The organism is Allobosea sp. P1_B10 (assembly GCF_056406735.1).
Map to the genome: position 1 here is coordinate 19,633 of NZ_JBFTZP010000008.1, position 14,323 is coordinate 33,955.

Genomic DNA, 14,323 nt, shown 5'->3' on the forward strand with positions numbered 1-14,323 from the left:
CATGAAAGCGGTGATCATGGCGGGCGGCAAGGGCATGCGCTTGCGCCCGTTCACCACGGTGCTGCCAAAGCCGTTGATGCCAGTGGGGGAAGTGCCGATCCTCGAGATCGTCCTGAGACAGCTGGAGCGCGCGGGAGTGACGGAAGCCGTGATCTCAATTGGCTACCTCGGCTCGCTTATCCGCAGCTATCTCGATCACAGCGCCATCTCGAAACGCATCCGCATTCGCTACCAGACGGAAGATGAGCCACTCGGCACCGCAGGTGCCGTGGGCATGATCGAGGGCTTGAACGAGCCCTTTATCGTCATGAACGGCGATATCTTAACCACACTCGACTTCGCCGATCTCTATCGCAGCCATCTTGCCAATGGCGCTGAACTCACCGTCGGCGTGGTGCAGCATCGCATGCGGATAGAACTCGGCGTTTTGAATCTCGATGCCGACGGCTGCGTCACCGGCTACGACGAGAAGCCGACTAAGATCTACGCCGCCAGTATGGGCATCTATGTTTATTCGCCGAGCGTGCGCGACCTCATCCCGGCAGGGCAGTATCTTGACGCCCCTACGCTCGTCTTGAAGTTGATTGAACTCGGGAGACCTGTGCACGGATATTCGCCCGATGCCATTTGGCTCGATTTGGGCAATGCGGGAGAGCTGGAACGGGCGCAGGAGATCTTCGCCGACCAGCACAGCGAGTTCCTGCCGTCGGAGCCGTAACGGCGCCGTCCTACCGCCCCGGAGCATGCGGACATGGCAGACCGAGAGCAATCGCCTCAGGGGATACAGGATGATAGCGGGGAAAGCTTCCCGGAGGCTCTCGTCGGCCTGCTGCGCTGCCCCGTCGACAAAGCGCCGCTGCGGGTCGAACCCCTTGGGAGCGGCGAGATTCTGCTTGCTGGTCCCTCACTGTCTTATCCCGTGCTTTTGGGCATTCCACGTCTGATCGATGACCCGCTAAGACGTCAGCTCGTGGCGCTTATGCGGGCCGGCCATCACGATGCCGCCGAGCGCCTCGTCTTGCGGTGGCCTACGTTCTCGCTCGTCCCAAGGCTCAGGCGTCGCTTCGCACAAGAACTATGCGCTATGGCGCCAGACGCCGTCTGGCTCGGCTTGCTGCTGTCTCGCTTGGTCGACGGCGGCGCCATCCGGCAATCATACGCAAGCTTCGTCAACCTCGTCCGAACGCACAGCTCGGGCCTCTACGGCGATTGGTTCGCCTACCGATTTACCGCCCGGACCTTTCTTCCGATCGCCGGGCTCTCGAAACTGTTGCCGTCTGCGGGTCCGATCCTGGAGATCGGACCCGGATGCGGACACAGCACGTTCATCCTTGGTCGGCATCTTTGCGGCGAGCCAATCGTGGCAGTCGACCATCAGTTCGCGCAACTCTACGCTGCAAAGCGCTTTATGGCGCCGCGCGCCCATTATATCTGCGCCGATGTCGAGCAGGGGCTGCCGCTTGCGGCGGATGCGTTCACCGCGGTCGTGATGAGTGACACGTTTCATTTCGTTCATGCCAAGCAACAGCTGGCGGGTGAGATAGGACGCGTGGCACAAGGCGATGCAACTTTGGTGCTAAGTCAGGTCCACAACGGCTTGTTCCCTGAACTTTGGGCAGGAGAACCGCTTGTGCCGGCCGGTTATGCCGCGCTGTTTGCCGCGTGGGCCCCCCGGATCATTCGCAACGACCGTCTGATAGAGCGCATGACTACGGAGGACAGTTTCGACCTGACCGATCCCGGACTTGCGGCCGACATTTCCAGCGAACGTTCCCTTTCGCTGGTGGGGCAGCGCGGAGCCGGGCAAACGGACCGCGTTGTGGCTATCTCTCACGGCGTGCTGGCGCGTAAGACCCGCCTCGTGCTCGACCCTGCGGTGAACTGGACCGCCGGGCGATTGGAACCGCGCAACGGGATCGATCCCGTTGTCGCTCAAATCGTGATGCCGCCTTACCTAGTAGGGCTTGATAATGTGGCTGACGCTCCCGACCCGGAGCAAAGCGATCCTACAACAACTGCAGACCTGCTACGCAGGCGGATACTGCTGGACGTGCCGGCACAGTACCTGTGAGGCCTGGTCAACCAGCGCGATCACGACGCTCGATCAGCAATTCGCGAAGCCCATCTTCAAGGCTCACTTGCGCCATCCATCCCGGAGGCGTCGGGGTGTCCGGGAACAGTGCGAACCGCTCGCGCGGCCGATAGGGATAAACGCCTGGGCGGATGAAGTCGGCTTGATCGAGGCCAGCCAGTCGCGTCAGCATCTCCACGATCTCCAATATCGTCACCGGTTTGCCCGAGCGCACCGAAAAAACCAGATGATGACTGGGCCGCGAGTCGCGCAGCAGTGCCAGCGTGAGATCGATCGCCGCAAGTACGTCGCGGATATGAACGAGTTCGATCACCTGCCTTCCTGACGACATGGGAAGGTCACTGCGGTGGATAATCGCGTCGGCGATCAGGTTCACCACCTTGTTACGGAAATCTCCCGGCCCGTAGGTGTCATAGAGCCGGAGAGTAGCCAACTTGACGCCATCCAGGGCGAAATGCGCCAGGAAATTTTCCGCCGCACTCTTTGATGCAGCATAAGCGTTGAATGGCTCGGCTACGCCAGTCTCGCTGGTCTGCCATGATGTTCCAAAGGTCAGAAGCTGGCACTCGGGCGCGTTATCGCGCAGGATGACAGCGATCGCTGCCGGAAGCACGACGTTCGATAAGGACAATTCTGTCAAGCTGGACGGGTCGTCGCGCCCGCTCTGCGATGCCCCCGCGTGAATGACCAGATCCGGCGCGGACGTCGCCACGCGCATTCGGAAGGAATCGACAAAAGCCTCGTGGCACCCCGGCCGGTAGCTCAGTGTTTCGACATCTTGGCCCCGCGCCCTCAGATGGGTCACGAGGTGGGAGCCCAGGAAGCCCCGGGCGCCGATGACGATCGCACTGCTCACGGTATCAACCGCCCACTGCCGGTTGGGCTAGGACAAGGTTTGGCCAGGCGCGGTCCTTGTCGGAAACATCGACAGGTCGGATGGGCCAAACGATACCGATCGACGGATCATCGAAGCGTACGCCGCGCTCGGCTGCCGGCGCATAATACGCACTCGACATGTAAATCACCTCAACATCCTCGGTGAGTGACAGGAAGCCATGTGCACACCCGGGCGGCACGTACATCATCCTTCGGCTGAAGTCGTCTAGTTGCGCGCCGAACCATTTCCCAAAACTCGGCGACCCCGACCGAACGTCCACAATGACATCAAAAATTGCGCCGCGAACGACACGCATCAGTTTCGCCTCGGCATGGGGTTGCTCCTGATAATGTAATCCCCGCAGGGTCCCCCGCCGCACGCTCGTCGAATTATTGATCTGGACGAAACGACTTTCCAGTCCAGCCTCTACAAAAGTCCGCTCGCAGAAGATCCGTGCAAAAAAGCCACGATGATCAACGCGCCGCTCCGGATCGACTTCATACGCACCTTCTATGGATGTCTCAGAGAACTTCATCCCGCCGCCCTCTTCCAGTAGCTGCGGCCCGACGAGCTCAATCGGAAATCGACCCGCTCATGCGAGGCTCAATGCAACAAGAGAATAGAGAGACTGCGTTTCGTTGCAATAAGGTCTTCCCGCGAGAGAACCAGGGCATCGGACCACCCGGCCGTTCGACATTGCTGTCCCGGGGTCGGACTGGGAACACGGTATATCACGCTGCGGTGGTCACGAAAGCTCCCGAAGTCAGCTAAGACAGAAACAAAAACATGTTGTTTCTCATCATCTTGTGAAAAGCGCATCCGCGACACTCTGGGTCCAGGTGGAGGCGATCCGCCGGAGTGGCGAGCTTCCGCGCCCCAGCCAGCTCAGACCCTCCCCTCTGCACATAACTCTTAAGAGTTAATTGACGCAAGGTTGACCGGATGGGAGCTTCCAGACGCGGATAAGACCAGCCTTCCCTTATGAAAGGGAATAGCATGAAATTCGGAAAACCGCCACGTAAGCACGTCTTCGATGTGGTACTTATTGTCACCTTGTCGCCGGTGATACTTGTTGTTTTTTCGATTGCTGCGCTGTCTATCATGATCAGCGATGGCCTTCCGATCGTTTATAGGTCACCGCGACGTATCTACAGAAATAAAACCAGGGTTATTACCAAGTTCAGGACCATGCGCAGGGACGCTGAACGGATCGCCAATCGAGAGACGGTGGCGGTCGAGCGCACGCGATTCTTGAACATCGCAAGCTCCTCCCCGCTTTACACGCCGGCGGGGCGGTGGATCGAACGGTTGATGATTACCGAAATGCCGCAATTGCTTCACGTGATCGCCGGCTGGATGAGTATTGTCGGCAATCGGCCCCTGCCTGAAAATGTAATATCCTCGCTCAAGGAAGAATTCCCAGATGCAGAGGCTCGCTTCCTCGCGGTGTCCGGCCTGACAGGTCCAATCCAGTTGATTGGCCGCGATGCGATCACCGACGCCGATAGGCTCCGCCTGGAACACGATTATTGCTGCCTCGTCCTCGAAAGCTATTCGATGATGCTCGACGTCAAGATACTGATTTATACCGTATTCATTGGTCTCCACCTGCGTAAGCCAATGAGCGTGGATCAGGTCGAGAATCTTCTGGCAAATGAAGCCGCCCGTCAGAATGCAATCCGATCGGCACAGAGCCGGAGTGCCCGTGCGGGACTGGCCCTGGCAACACTTATCCCCAGCGCGGCAAGCCGCCGGTCCCAATCGACGGAACTCCCGGCCTCCGCCCTCGAACGCCAGCGCATCCGTATGATCTCCAGCGCTAAAGGTCTCCACGGACATCCTTGACCCCCCCAAAGACATAAGCAGCGCGTTGGCAATAACGAAGGCATTTGATCGATAGCTGCGCGGTAAAATTCGGCAATCCAGAGACGAGGGCGGCGCAAGACCATTCTTGGTATTCAGGGTGACTTTTGTCTTCGGCGGAAGTGTTTCCGATGGGGGTCTGCGTGGCGACTTGTCATCACGATATAGATCGAGAGTGAGAGCCGCCGGGGGGCGGCTCTTGTTTTCGGGTCTGAGCCGCAGGCTGGAGGATGATGTGCCGTCTTTCGCTGCCGTTCGGGTACACTGAACGCAGAGTTTCAGCTTTTTTCGGGTGACGACGCTAGCTCCGTCCGCGCGTAGCCCGTCACCATTTGTAGCCCGCAGCAAAGCCCTAACAGGCCGCTGAAGAGGACGCCCGCCTGTTATTGAGGATGGCCTCGTCACCGTTGCAATAGGCGAATGTGATACCGATCAGGGCGTCGGCGAGCAGTTCGGCGGGGCCATCGCCGGCGACTTCGTCCATCTCGTCGAAGCCGGCCCATGTGATGAAGGCAATGGGGGAGGTTGGGGATGTCGAGCCTGGCCTTCATCGCCCCGAAGGCGAACTCGCCACGGCTGTCAGCGCCGACGACGATGGGGCGTTGTCACGTTAACGTCGGCGTGGCGGGAAGTGGTGTAGCTGGCCGAGGATGAGCCTGCCCTGTGTCAGCTACAAGCGCCATCGGTTCCCACCTGCGATCATTGCGCATGCGGTGTGGCTGTATTTTCGCTTCCCGCTGAGCCTTCGCCTGGTGGAGGAAATGCTGCTGGAACGCGGCATCGTCGTCTCCTATGAGACGGCGCGGCGCTGGGCGTTGAAATTCGGGCGGGATCTCTCCGACACTCGTATCGCCGTGCAGCTCGGTGAAACGTCGAACAGCGTTGGCTGCTTCCATCGCCGTTAGGGGGCGGGGTTTCCGAGAGCCCCGTACGCCGCTGCCGTCTTTCCAAGAGGCGATAGCCTCGGAAAGGAGCGGCCCGAGCTTGTCGTTGGCCTCTGCCAGATTGAACCCAGTTTCAAAAAGCGCATCGGACGGCGTAAATGGCACGCCCTTCAAGTCAGCCAAGGCGAGCCGGCTGCCTTCAACACTGGCCCGGCGCACGAGGTCGATCAAACGCCATATTACCTTGCCGTCCGATCGACATCCACGACAGGAAGGTGACGCGTGATGGCGCCAACGGCGCTGTCAATGTGAGGCCAACCCGCCCCAAGCAAATGTGATCGGCGGTGTGTTGCACCCGCTCGTTACCCTCTTCGTCATGGCGGTCGCTCACTCGGGCGAGCGTGTCAGACCATTCCTCGACGAGTTCGCCCCGATCCTCGCTGTCGATTGGGGGACTAACAGCGGCCGCTTCGACACAAGCGCGTCACCAAGCGTTCCAACTCGGCCCGGCTAAACTTGCTCAGGTCATGGCGGATTATCTTCGCAGCAAAAGCCATTTCGGCGTCACCCGGGCGACGCAGCTCGTCAAACCGAGCCAAGTAGAAGCTTAGCTTCTTGGCCATCTCGCGAAGCGCCTGCTTCCGGTCCTTGGTCTTGAGGCTCTCCCGGATAGTCGCGGTCGTGCGGTCGGCTCCGGTCTTGCGCTTGTACTTAGCTTTTTATGCGTCGACCACGTCCTCCGGCACGCGCATATCGAAATAGAACCGGCCGTTGCGGACGATCAGATAGGGAATTTTAGGCACGATTTTGCTGCTCATGACTGCCAAAATGTATGACACCCCGAGCTGAGTAAACCGTTGATTTACCGGAAGCTTAAGCCCTGCAAGGGCTTAGCTGGCCGATGGCGCTCCCATGGGGAATCGAACCCCAGTTTTCGCCGTGAGAGGGCGACGTCCTAACCGCTAGACGATGGGAGCAGCGCGGCAGGGCTGCTGTGTAGTCGGCCTGCCGTGAGACCGCAACCGTTTTTCTGCATCCGCGTAGAAAATTCGTATCGGAGGCCAACGCCCTCCGATACGAAGCGATCGCCCGGGCGCCGAGGTCCTTACGCCGCCTTCTCGGCCAGGGCGGGATAGTCCGTGTAGCCCACCGCATCTCCGCCGTAGAAGGTCCCGACATCGGGCGTGTTGAGCGGCGCGTTGTGCGTCAGGCGCTCGACCAGGTCGGGATTGGCGATGAACAGGCGGCCAAAGGCGACGGCGTCGGCAGCCCCGCTCGCCACGGCCTCGATCGCGAGTTCGCGGTCGAACCCGTTATTGGCGATGTAGGCCCCCTTGAATGCGCGCCGCAGCGGCGCGTAGTCGAACTCCATGTAGTCGCGCGCCTCGCGTGTCGCGCCCTCGACGACATGGATGAAGGCGATGCCGGCCTCGCTGAGCTTGCCGACGAGATGCGTGAACAGGGCCTGCGGATCGGAATCGCGCGCGTCGTTGGCCGGGCTCACCGGCGAAATGCGGATGCCGACGCGCCCCTTCGGGAACACCGTCGAGACGGCCTCCACGACCTCCAGCGCGAAGCGCACGCGGTTCTCGATCGAGCCGCCATAGGCGTCCGTGCGGGTGTTGGAGCCGTCGCGCAAAAACTGGTCGATCAGGTAGCCATGGGCGCCGTGCAGTTCGATGCCGTCGAAACCTGCGGCCTTGGCGTTCTCGGCGGCGGCGACGAACTCGCCGATCACGGCGGGAATCTCGTCCAGGCTGAGCTCGCGTGGCGGCGAGACCGGGGCGAAGCCCGATTCGATATAGGTCTTCGTGTTGGCGACCAGCGGCGACGGGCTGACCGGAGCCTGATGGCCCGGCTGCAGCGAGACATGGCTGACGCGCCCGACATGCCAGAGCTGGGCGATGATCTTGCCACCCGCCTCGTGGACGGCATCCGTCACGGCCCGCCAGCCCGCGATCTGCACCTCGCTATACATGCCAGGGGTCCAGACATAGCCCTGGCCCTGCTGCGAGACCTGCGTGCCCTCGGTGATGATGAGGCCGGCACCGGCGCGCTGGCGATAATATTCGACATTCAGCGCGTTGGGCGCATCATTGCCGCGCGTCGCGCGGTTGCGGGTCAGCGGCGCCATGACGACGCGGTTCTTGAGGGTGATGTCGCCGAGCTGGAGCGGCGTGAACAGCTCGGGCGTGGAGGCGATGGACGTGACGGTCATGCTCGGTCTCTCTCGTTCAGCTGGCTGCGGGCGCGGATCGGCAGCTTCGTGGCGGGACACGTCTGTCGTCAATCGCACCGGTTCCGGTCCTAGATGGGCATTGCCCGTGACAATGGCAGAGGCACGGCGCCCAGCCGGAGTGCGTTCGGAAAATTCATCCGGGGCGGGAGCGCGCTTCAGATGAACGAAAGCGCCGGAGACGGCCAAAAGAGATCGAACCCCTCCCGGCGCCTGCTGGCACAGGGCCGCACTGCGCTTCGTGCAGGGCTGAATGCCGTCATTGGCGTGGTCTATCCGCCGAGTTGCATCGCCTGCCACGCGGCGGTTGGCCAGGCGCAGGCGCTCTGTCCCGGCTGCTGGTCCGGCATCGGCTTCATCGAGCGGCCCTATTGCGAAAGGCTGGGCACGCCCTTCGCGGTCGATCTCGGCGCTGGCCTGCTTTCGCCCGCCGCCATCGCCGATCCGCCGGTCTTCGGGCGGGCGCGCGCGGTCTGCCGCTTCGACGGCACCGCCCGCGACCTCGTTCACAAGCTGAAATATGGCGACCGGCAGGAACTCGCGCTGACGCTCGGGCGCATGATGGCGCAGGCGGGCCGGGAGCTTTTGCCCGATGCGGACCTCCTCGTGCCCGTGCCGCTGCATCGCACTCGGCTCTGGACGCGACGCTTCAACCAGGCCTCGGCTCTGGGCGCCGTGGTGGCGCGCCTCGCAGGCCTGCCGCTCCAACCTGTCGCGCTGGCGCGGGTGAAGCGCACGCGCCAGCAGATCGGGCTCACCCGCGCGCAGCGCGCCGACAATCTGCAAGGCGCCTTCAAGGTGCCGCCCGACTCCAAGCCAGCGATCGAGGGCCGCAGCGTGCTGCTCGTCGACGACGTCCTGACGACCGGCGCCACGGTCAACGCGGCGGCGCGCGCGCTGCTGAGGGCCGGGGCAACCCGAGTCGACGTGCTGACCTTCGCGCGCGTCGTCACCGATGCGTGATAGCGGACGCCGCCGAGGCGCACTATATGCAGATCAGTTTCGCCCTCACCCGAAAAGCCGATGGATTACGCGATGCCTCCGGTTACGATCTACACGACCTCCTGGTGCCCCTACTGCCAGTCCGCCAAGGCTCTGCTGACGAAGAAGGGCGTCGCCTTCGACGAGATCGACGTCGAGAGCGCGCCGGACCTGCGCCCGGCGATGACCGAGCGCGCCGGCGGCCGCACCTCGGTGCCCCAGATCTTCATTGGCGACCTGCATGTCGGCGGCAGCGATGACATCCATGCGCTGGAGTCGCGCGGCAAGCTCGACGCCCTGCTGGCGGGATGAGGCGGATATCCGTCCGGTTGACCTGACATGATCCGCTACGCCCTGATCTGCGACAATGCCCACGGCTTCGAGAGCTGGTTTTCGACCTCCGCCAGCTTCGAGGACCAGGCCAGTCGCGGCTTCGTCACCTGCCCGGTCTGCAACAGTGCCAAGGTCGAGCGCGCGATCATGTCGCCCAATGTCGCTCGCACCGACCGCGAGCGCGCCATGGTCGCGACGGCGCCCGAGCCCACGGCGCCGATCTCGGCGGTGGCCTCGCCTGCGGCGCCTCTTGCCCTGATGGGCGAAAAGGAGATCGCCTTTCGCGAAGTGCTGGCCGCGGTACACAAGCATGTCACCGAGAACGCCGAGCATGTCGGCAAACGCTTCGCCGAAGAGGCGCTCAAGATCCATCACGGCGAGACTGACAGCCGGCCGATCTATGGCGAGGCGAGCCACGACGACGCCCGGATGCTGCATGAGGAAGGCGTCGAGTTCATGCCGCTGCCGGGATTGCCGGGCGCACGCAACTGAGCCTGCCTCGACGGTAGCATCGCATCGACAGGCGTGGCATCTGGAATCCCCGTCCATCTGAAGGGATAGCCATGCGCATCGTCGATGTCCGCGAGATCACGCAGCCGATCGCCTCCCCCATCCGCAATGCCTATATCGACTTCAGCAAGATGACGACGAGCCTCGTGGCCGTCGTTACCGACGTCGTCCGGGACGGCCGCCGTGTGGTCGGCTACGGCTTCAACTCGAACGGGCGCTACGGCCAGGGCGGGCTGATCCGCGAGCGCTTCGCGCCACGCCTGCTTGAGGCCGAGCCCAAGAGCCTGCTCGACGATTCCGGCGACAATCTCGACCCCGACCGCGCCTGGACCGCGATGATGCGCAACGAGAAGCCCGGCGGCCATGGCGAGCGCTCGGTCGCGGTGGGCACGCTCGACATGGCCATCTGGGATGCGACGGCCAAGATTGCCGGCCAGCCGCTCTTCCGGCTGCTGGCGCAGCGCCATGGCCGCCAGGCCGATCCCCGCGTCTTCGTCTATGCGGCCGGCGGCTACTATTATCCCGGCAAGGACGATGATGCGCTCCGGGCCGAGATGCGCAGCTATCTCGACCGCGGCTACAGGGTCGTGAAGATGAAGATCGGCGGAGCTTCGCTGGCCGAGGACCGCCGCCGCATCGAGGCTGTGCTCGCCGAGATCGGGGGGGAAGCGCAACTCGCCGTCGACGCCAATGGCCGCTTCGACCTCGAGACCGCGATCGCCTATGCCAAGGCGCTGAACGACTATCCGCTGTTCTGGTACGAGGAGGCCGGCGATCCGCTCGACTATGCCCTGCAGGCGGCGCTGGCTGAATTCTATCCCGGCCCGATGGCAACAGGCGAGAACCTGTTCAGCCATCAGGATGCGCGCAACCTGCTGCGCCATGGCGGCATGCGGCCGGACCGCGACTGGCTGCAGTTCGACTGCGCCCTGAGCTATGGCCTGTGCGAGTACCAGCGCACGCTGGCGGCCCTGAAGGTCGCGGGCTGGGGCTGGGACCGCTGCATCCCGCATGGGGGCCACCAGATGTCGCTGAACATCGCCGCCGGCCTGGGCCTTGGCGGCAATGAGAGCTATCCGGACCTGTTCCAGCCCTATGGCGGCTTCCCCGACAGCGTCCGCGTCGAGGACAGCCACATCACCATGCCGGAGCTTGCGGGCATCGGCTTCGAAGGCAAGAGCGACCTGATCAAGGTGATGCGGGAGCTGGCGGAGTAGGTTCCGCCGCTTCCTGCATCACGCCTTCGTCATTGCGGGGAGCGCGGCGACGAAGCAGTCCAGAGAGTCGCAGAGCTCGACCGCCCCTGGATTGCTTCGCTGCGCTCGCAATGACGCCCCGAGTGAAACCTCACTCCCCCATCGCGATCAGGCTGGCATTGCCACCTGCTGCCGCGGTGTTGACCGTCACCGTCTGCTCGGTCGCGAAGCGCATCAGGTAGTGCGGGCCGCCGGCCTTGGGTCCTGTTCCCGAGAGGCCGTGGCCGCCGAAGGGCTGCACGCCGACAACCGCGCCAATGATGTTGCGGTTGACGTAGATATTGCCGGTCGAGAGCCGCTCGACGACGCGTTCGACGGTGGTCTCGATGCGCGAATGCACGCCGAGCGTCAGGCCGTAGCCGGTGGCGTCGATCGCGGCGATGACCTTGTCGAGTTCGCCCGACTTCCAGCGTACGACATGCAGGATCGGCCCGAAATGCTCCTGGTTGAGCTCGTCGACGCTCTTCAGTGAAATCACATGCGGCGCGACATATGTGCCGCCGAGGTCAGGCGTCGTGCCCGCCCAGCTGACGCGGCCGAGCTTGCGCATCGCCGCGACGTGGTCGTCGAGGCGCTTGCGGGCGGCGGCGTCGATCACCGGGCCGATATGGGTCTCGATCTCGCGGGGATCGCCAAGTGCGAGCACGCCGGTCGCACCGGTAATCATCTCGATCATCTTGTCGGCGACATCGTCCTGCACGACCAGCAGGCGCAGCGCCGAGCAGCGCTGTCCCGCCGAGCGGAAGGCCGACATCACGACATCGTCGGCGACCTGCTCGGCCAGCGCCGTGGCATCGACGATCACGGCATTCAAGCCGCCGGTCTCGGCGATCAGCGGCACGATCGGCCCGTCCTTGGCGGCCAGCGCCCGGTTGATCGCGCGCGCCGTTGCTGTTGATCCGGTAAAGGCCACACCGGCCACCGCAGGATGCGCGACCAGCGCCGCGCCCAGCGCGCCATCCCCCGGCATCAAGTGCAGCGCCGAGACCGGCACGCCGGCCTCGTGCAGCAGGCGCACCGTGACAGCCGCGATTAGCGGAGTCTGCGGCGCCGGCTTGGCGACGACGCTGTTGCCGGCGACCAGCGCAGCCGCGACCTGTCCGGCGAAGATCGCGAGCGGAAAGTTCCAGGGCGCGATGCACAGGAACGGCCCGCGACCGCGCAGGATCAGCCTATTCTCCTCGCCGGTCGGACCGGGGAGCAGCGTCGAGGTGGCGAACTTCGCCTCGGCCTCGGCAGCGTAGTAGCGACAGAAATCGACGGCCTCGCGCACCTCCGAGATGGCGTCGTCCAGCGTCTTGCCGGCCTCGGCCTGAAGCAGGGCGAGCAGCAGGCCACGCCGCTCCTCCATCAGGTCTGCGGCCTTGCGCAGGGCGGCAGCGCGCGCGCGGGCCGGCGTCTGGCTCCAGCGCGCAAAACCAGCCTTGGCGGCCCGTACCGCACGGTCTGCCAGCGCTGCATCGGCCTCGGCGACCGTGCCGATCGCCTTGCCATCGATCGGCGAGAAGACGGTGCGAGGCGCCCCGCCCTCGGCCTTGCCGTCGATGATCGCGCTCGCGGCCGGGAACGGCTTTGCCGTCGCGCTGGCGATCTCCGCCAGCAGGGCGTCCAGGCTCTCCTCATGGCCGAGTTCGACACCGGCCGAGTTCTTGCGCGAGGGGCCGAAAAGATCGCTCGGCAAGGGAATGCGGCGGTGGCGCGCGGCGCCGGCATTGCCGATGATGTCGGCGGGCGGCACCAGCAAGGTCGCCACCGGCACATCGGGATCACCGGAGACGCTGACGAAGGACGAGTTCGCCCCGTTTTCGAGCAGGCGGCGCACGAGATAGGCGAGCAGGTCCTGATGGCCGCCGACCGGCGCATAGGTGCGGCAGGCGTAGGCCGCCTTGTCGGCGAGCAGCCGCTCGTAGAGCGCCTCGCCCATGCCGTGCAGGCGCTGGAACTCGAAGCCTTCGGCATCGCCCGCCATCTCGGCGACGGTCGCGACGGTGAGTGCGTTATGGGTCGCAAATTGCGGGATGATATGCGGCCGCAGGGCCAGCAACTGGGCGGCGCAGGCCTCGTAGTTGAGGTCCGTCATCGCCTTGCGGGTGAAGACGGGATAATCGACGAGCCCGCGCTCCTGCGCCCGCTTCAGTTCGGTGTCCCAATAGGCGCCCTTGACGAGGCGCACCATCATCCGGCCGCCATGCGCTTCCGCCAGCGCCCCGATATGGTCGATCACCGCCGAGGCGCGCTTCTGATAGGCCTGGATCGCGAGGCCAAAGCCGTCCCAACCCGCCAGCGACGGATCGGCGAAGACGGCGTCGATCACGTCGAGCGAAAGCTCGAGCCGGTCGGCCTCCTCGGCATCGATGGTGAAGTTGAGGTCGTAGCCCTTGGCCTGCCGGGCGAGTTCGATCACCTTCGGAACCAGCTCCGCCAGCACGCGCTCGTGGTTGGTCGCGTCATAGCGCGGATGCAGCGCCGAGAGCTTTACGGAGATGCCGGGCCGGTTGGGCAGCGCGTCATTGCCGGCGGACTTGCCGATGGCTTCGATCGCCGCGGCGTAGGACGCCAGATAGCGGTCGGCGTCGGCTTGCGTGCGGGCGCCCTCGCCCAGCATGTCGAAGGAATAGCGGTAGAGCTTACCGGTCTTGGAGCCGGCGCGCTTCAGCGCCTCCTGGATCGTCTGCCCGAGCACGAAATGGTTGCCCATCACGCGCATGGCCTGGCGGGTCGCGGTGCGCACGGTCGGCACGCCCAGCCGCTTGGCGAGACCGCCGATAATGCCCGTCGGCGTCTCGCCCGGCTGGATCACGCGGGCAGTGATGCCCAGCGCCCAGGCCGAGGCCGAGACCAGGAAGGCGTCGGACTTCGATTCGTGGTTGGCGAAATCGCCTTGGCCGAGCTTGTCCTCGATCAACTGGTCGGCGGTCGCAGCATCCGGCACGCGCAGCAGCGCCTCGGCCAGCACCATCAGCGCCAACCCCTCCTTGGTGGAGAGCGAATATTCGCGCAGCAGTTCCTCGATCCCGCCGAGGCCGACCTTGCGGGTGCGGATGGCGTCGATCAGGTCGGTCGCGCGAGCATCGATACGCGCCTTCGCAGCCGGTTCGCGCCGCGTGCCAGCGAGCAAACGCGTCGCGATGGCGCCGTCATCCTCCGCATAGGGTGCGCGGAACGCCGGCACGGAGGCGGCGAGCTTGGAGGCGGTGACGGCCATGAAAAAGGCTCCGGATCAGAAGCGACGGGATGATCTCAACCATCTCGCCTTGAGTGGCGCATATCAATTGGCATTTTTCGAATTCG

At 64.0% G+C, this 14,323-nt stretch carries 12 protein-coding genes, 1 tRNA gene and 1 pseudogene; 8 read left to right on the plus strand and 6 right to left on the minus strand.

The genetic code is table 11. From position 1 onward, the window contains the following. Position 1 precedes the first annotated feature (1 nt). Complete coding sequence (locus tag AC1D2L_RS16740) at positions 2-718, plus strand: sugar phosphate nucleotidyltransferase (protein ID WP_476847021.1); 717 nt, start codon at positions 2-4, stop codon at positions 716-718. A gap of 33 nt (positions 719-751) precedes the next feature. After that, positions 752-2,071 (plus strand): methyltransferase domain-containing protein, encoded by a 1,320-nt coding sequence (locus AC1D2L_RS16745; RefSeq protein ID WP_476847022.1) that lies wholly within the window; start codon positions 752-754, stop codon positions 2,069-2,071. Positions 2,072-2,078: 7 nt separating this feature from the next. Here the strand turns inward: AC1D2L_RS16745 and AC1D2L_RS16750 are convergent, their stop codons facing one another. Further along, positions 2,079-2,948: an NAD-dependent epimerase/dehydratase family protein gene (locus AC1D2L_RS16750; protein WP_476847023.1), complete on the minus strand. Its 870-nt coding sequence runs from the start codon at positions 2,946-2,948 to the stop codon at positions 2,079-2,081. 4 nt (positions 2,949-2,952) lie between these two features. Then, on the minus strand, positions 2,953-3,504 hold the full coding sequence (rfbC, locus tag AC1D2L_RS16755; RefSeq protein WP_476847024.1) for a dTDP-4-dehydrorhamnose 3,5-epimerase: 552 nt from the start codon (positions 3,502-3,504) through the stop codon (positions 2,953-2,955). A gap of 461 nt (positions 3,505-3,965) precedes the next feature. On the opposite strand from rfbC, the gene AC1D2L_RS16760 reads away from it, so the two are divergent. After that, the gene (locus AC1D2L_RS16760; protein WP_476847025.1) at positions 3,966-4,814 is read left to right on the plus strand and encodes a sugar transferase; all 849 of its coding nucleotides are present in this window, start codon (positions 3,966-3,968) and stop codon (positions 4,812-4,814) included. A gap of 370 nt (positions 4,815-5,184) precedes the next feature. Here AC1D2L_RS16760 and AC1D2L_RS16765 read toward each other — a convergent pair whose 3' ends face one another. Then, positions 5,185-5,316, minus strand: coding sequence for a hypothetical protein (locus AC1D2L_RS16765; protein WP_476847026.1), 132 nt, complete (start codon positions 5,314-5,316; stop codon positions 5,185-5,187). Between the two features lie 166 nt (positions 5,317-5,482). Between AC1D2L_RS16765 and AC1D2L_RS16770 the strand changes: the two are divergent. Further along, positions 5,483-5,659 (plus strand): annotated as a pseudogene (locus tag AC1D2L_RS16770) (IS6 family transposase); the annotation flags it as partial. Positions 5,660-6,618: 959 nt separating this feature from the next. On the opposite strand, the gene AC1D2L_RS16775 reads toward AC1D2L_RS16770, so the two are convergent. Continuing rightward, a tRNA-Glu gene (locus AC1D2L_RS16775) sits at positions 6,619-6,693 on the minus strand. Positions 6,694-6,821: 128 nt separating this feature from the next. After that, positions 6,822-7,934 carry an alkene reductase gene (locus AC1D2L_RS16780; protein WP_476847027.1) on the minus strand — a complete coding sequence of 371 codons (1,113 nt, stop codon included), beginning with the start codon at positions 7,932-7,934 and terminating at the stop codon, positions 6,822-6,824. A 180-nt stretch (positions 7,935-8,114) separates the two neighbouring features. Between AC1D2L_RS16780 and AC1D2L_RS16785 the strand changes: the two genes are divergently transcribed. The 4 genes from AC1D2L_RS16785 to AC1D2L_RS16800 all read left to right on the plus strand — a co-directional run bounded on the left by AC1D2L_RS16785 (position 8,115) and on the right by AC1D2L_RS16800 (position 10,993). Next, positions 8,115-8,915: a ComF family protein gene (locus tag AC1D2L_RS16785; RefSeq protein ID WP_476847028.1), complete on the plus strand. Its 801-nt coding sequence runs from the start codon at positions 8,115-8,117 to the stop codon at positions 8,913-8,915. A 72-nt stretch (positions 8,916-8,987) separates the two neighbouring features. Then, positions 8,988-9,245, plus strand: a complete 258-nt coding sequence (grxC, locus tag AC1D2L_RS16790; protein ID WP_476847029.1) for a glutaredoxin 3 — start codon at positions 8,988-8,990, stop codon at positions 9,243-9,245. A 27-nt stretch (positions 9,246-9,272) separates the two neighbouring features. Beyond that, a complete protein-coding gene (locus AC1D2L_RS16795; RefSeq protein ID WP_476847030.1) occupies positions 9,273-9,758 on the plus strand; it encodes a DUF1178 family protein in 486 nt (161 codons plus the stop codon). A 71-nt stretch (positions 9,759-9,829) separates the two neighbouring features. Next, the gene (locus tag AC1D2L_RS16800) at positions 9,830-10,993 is read left to right on the plus strand and encodes a mandelate racemase/muconate lactonizing enzyme family protein (protein ID WP_476847031.1); all 1,164 of its coding nucleotides are present in this window, start codon (positions 9,830-9,832) and stop codon (positions 10,991-10,993) included. A 130-nt stretch (positions 10,994-11,123) separates the two neighbouring features. Here AC1D2L_RS16800 and putA read toward each other — a convergent pair whose 3' ends face one another. Beyond that, positions 11,124-14,237, minus strand: coding sequence for a bifunctional proline dehydrogenase/L-glutamate gamma-semialdehyde dehydrogenase PutA (putA, locus tag AC1D2L_RS16805; RefSeq protein ID WP_476847032.1), 3,114 nt, complete (start codon positions 14,235-14,237; stop codon positions 11,124-11,126). Between the last annotated feature and the right edge of the window lie 86 nt (positions 14,238-14,323).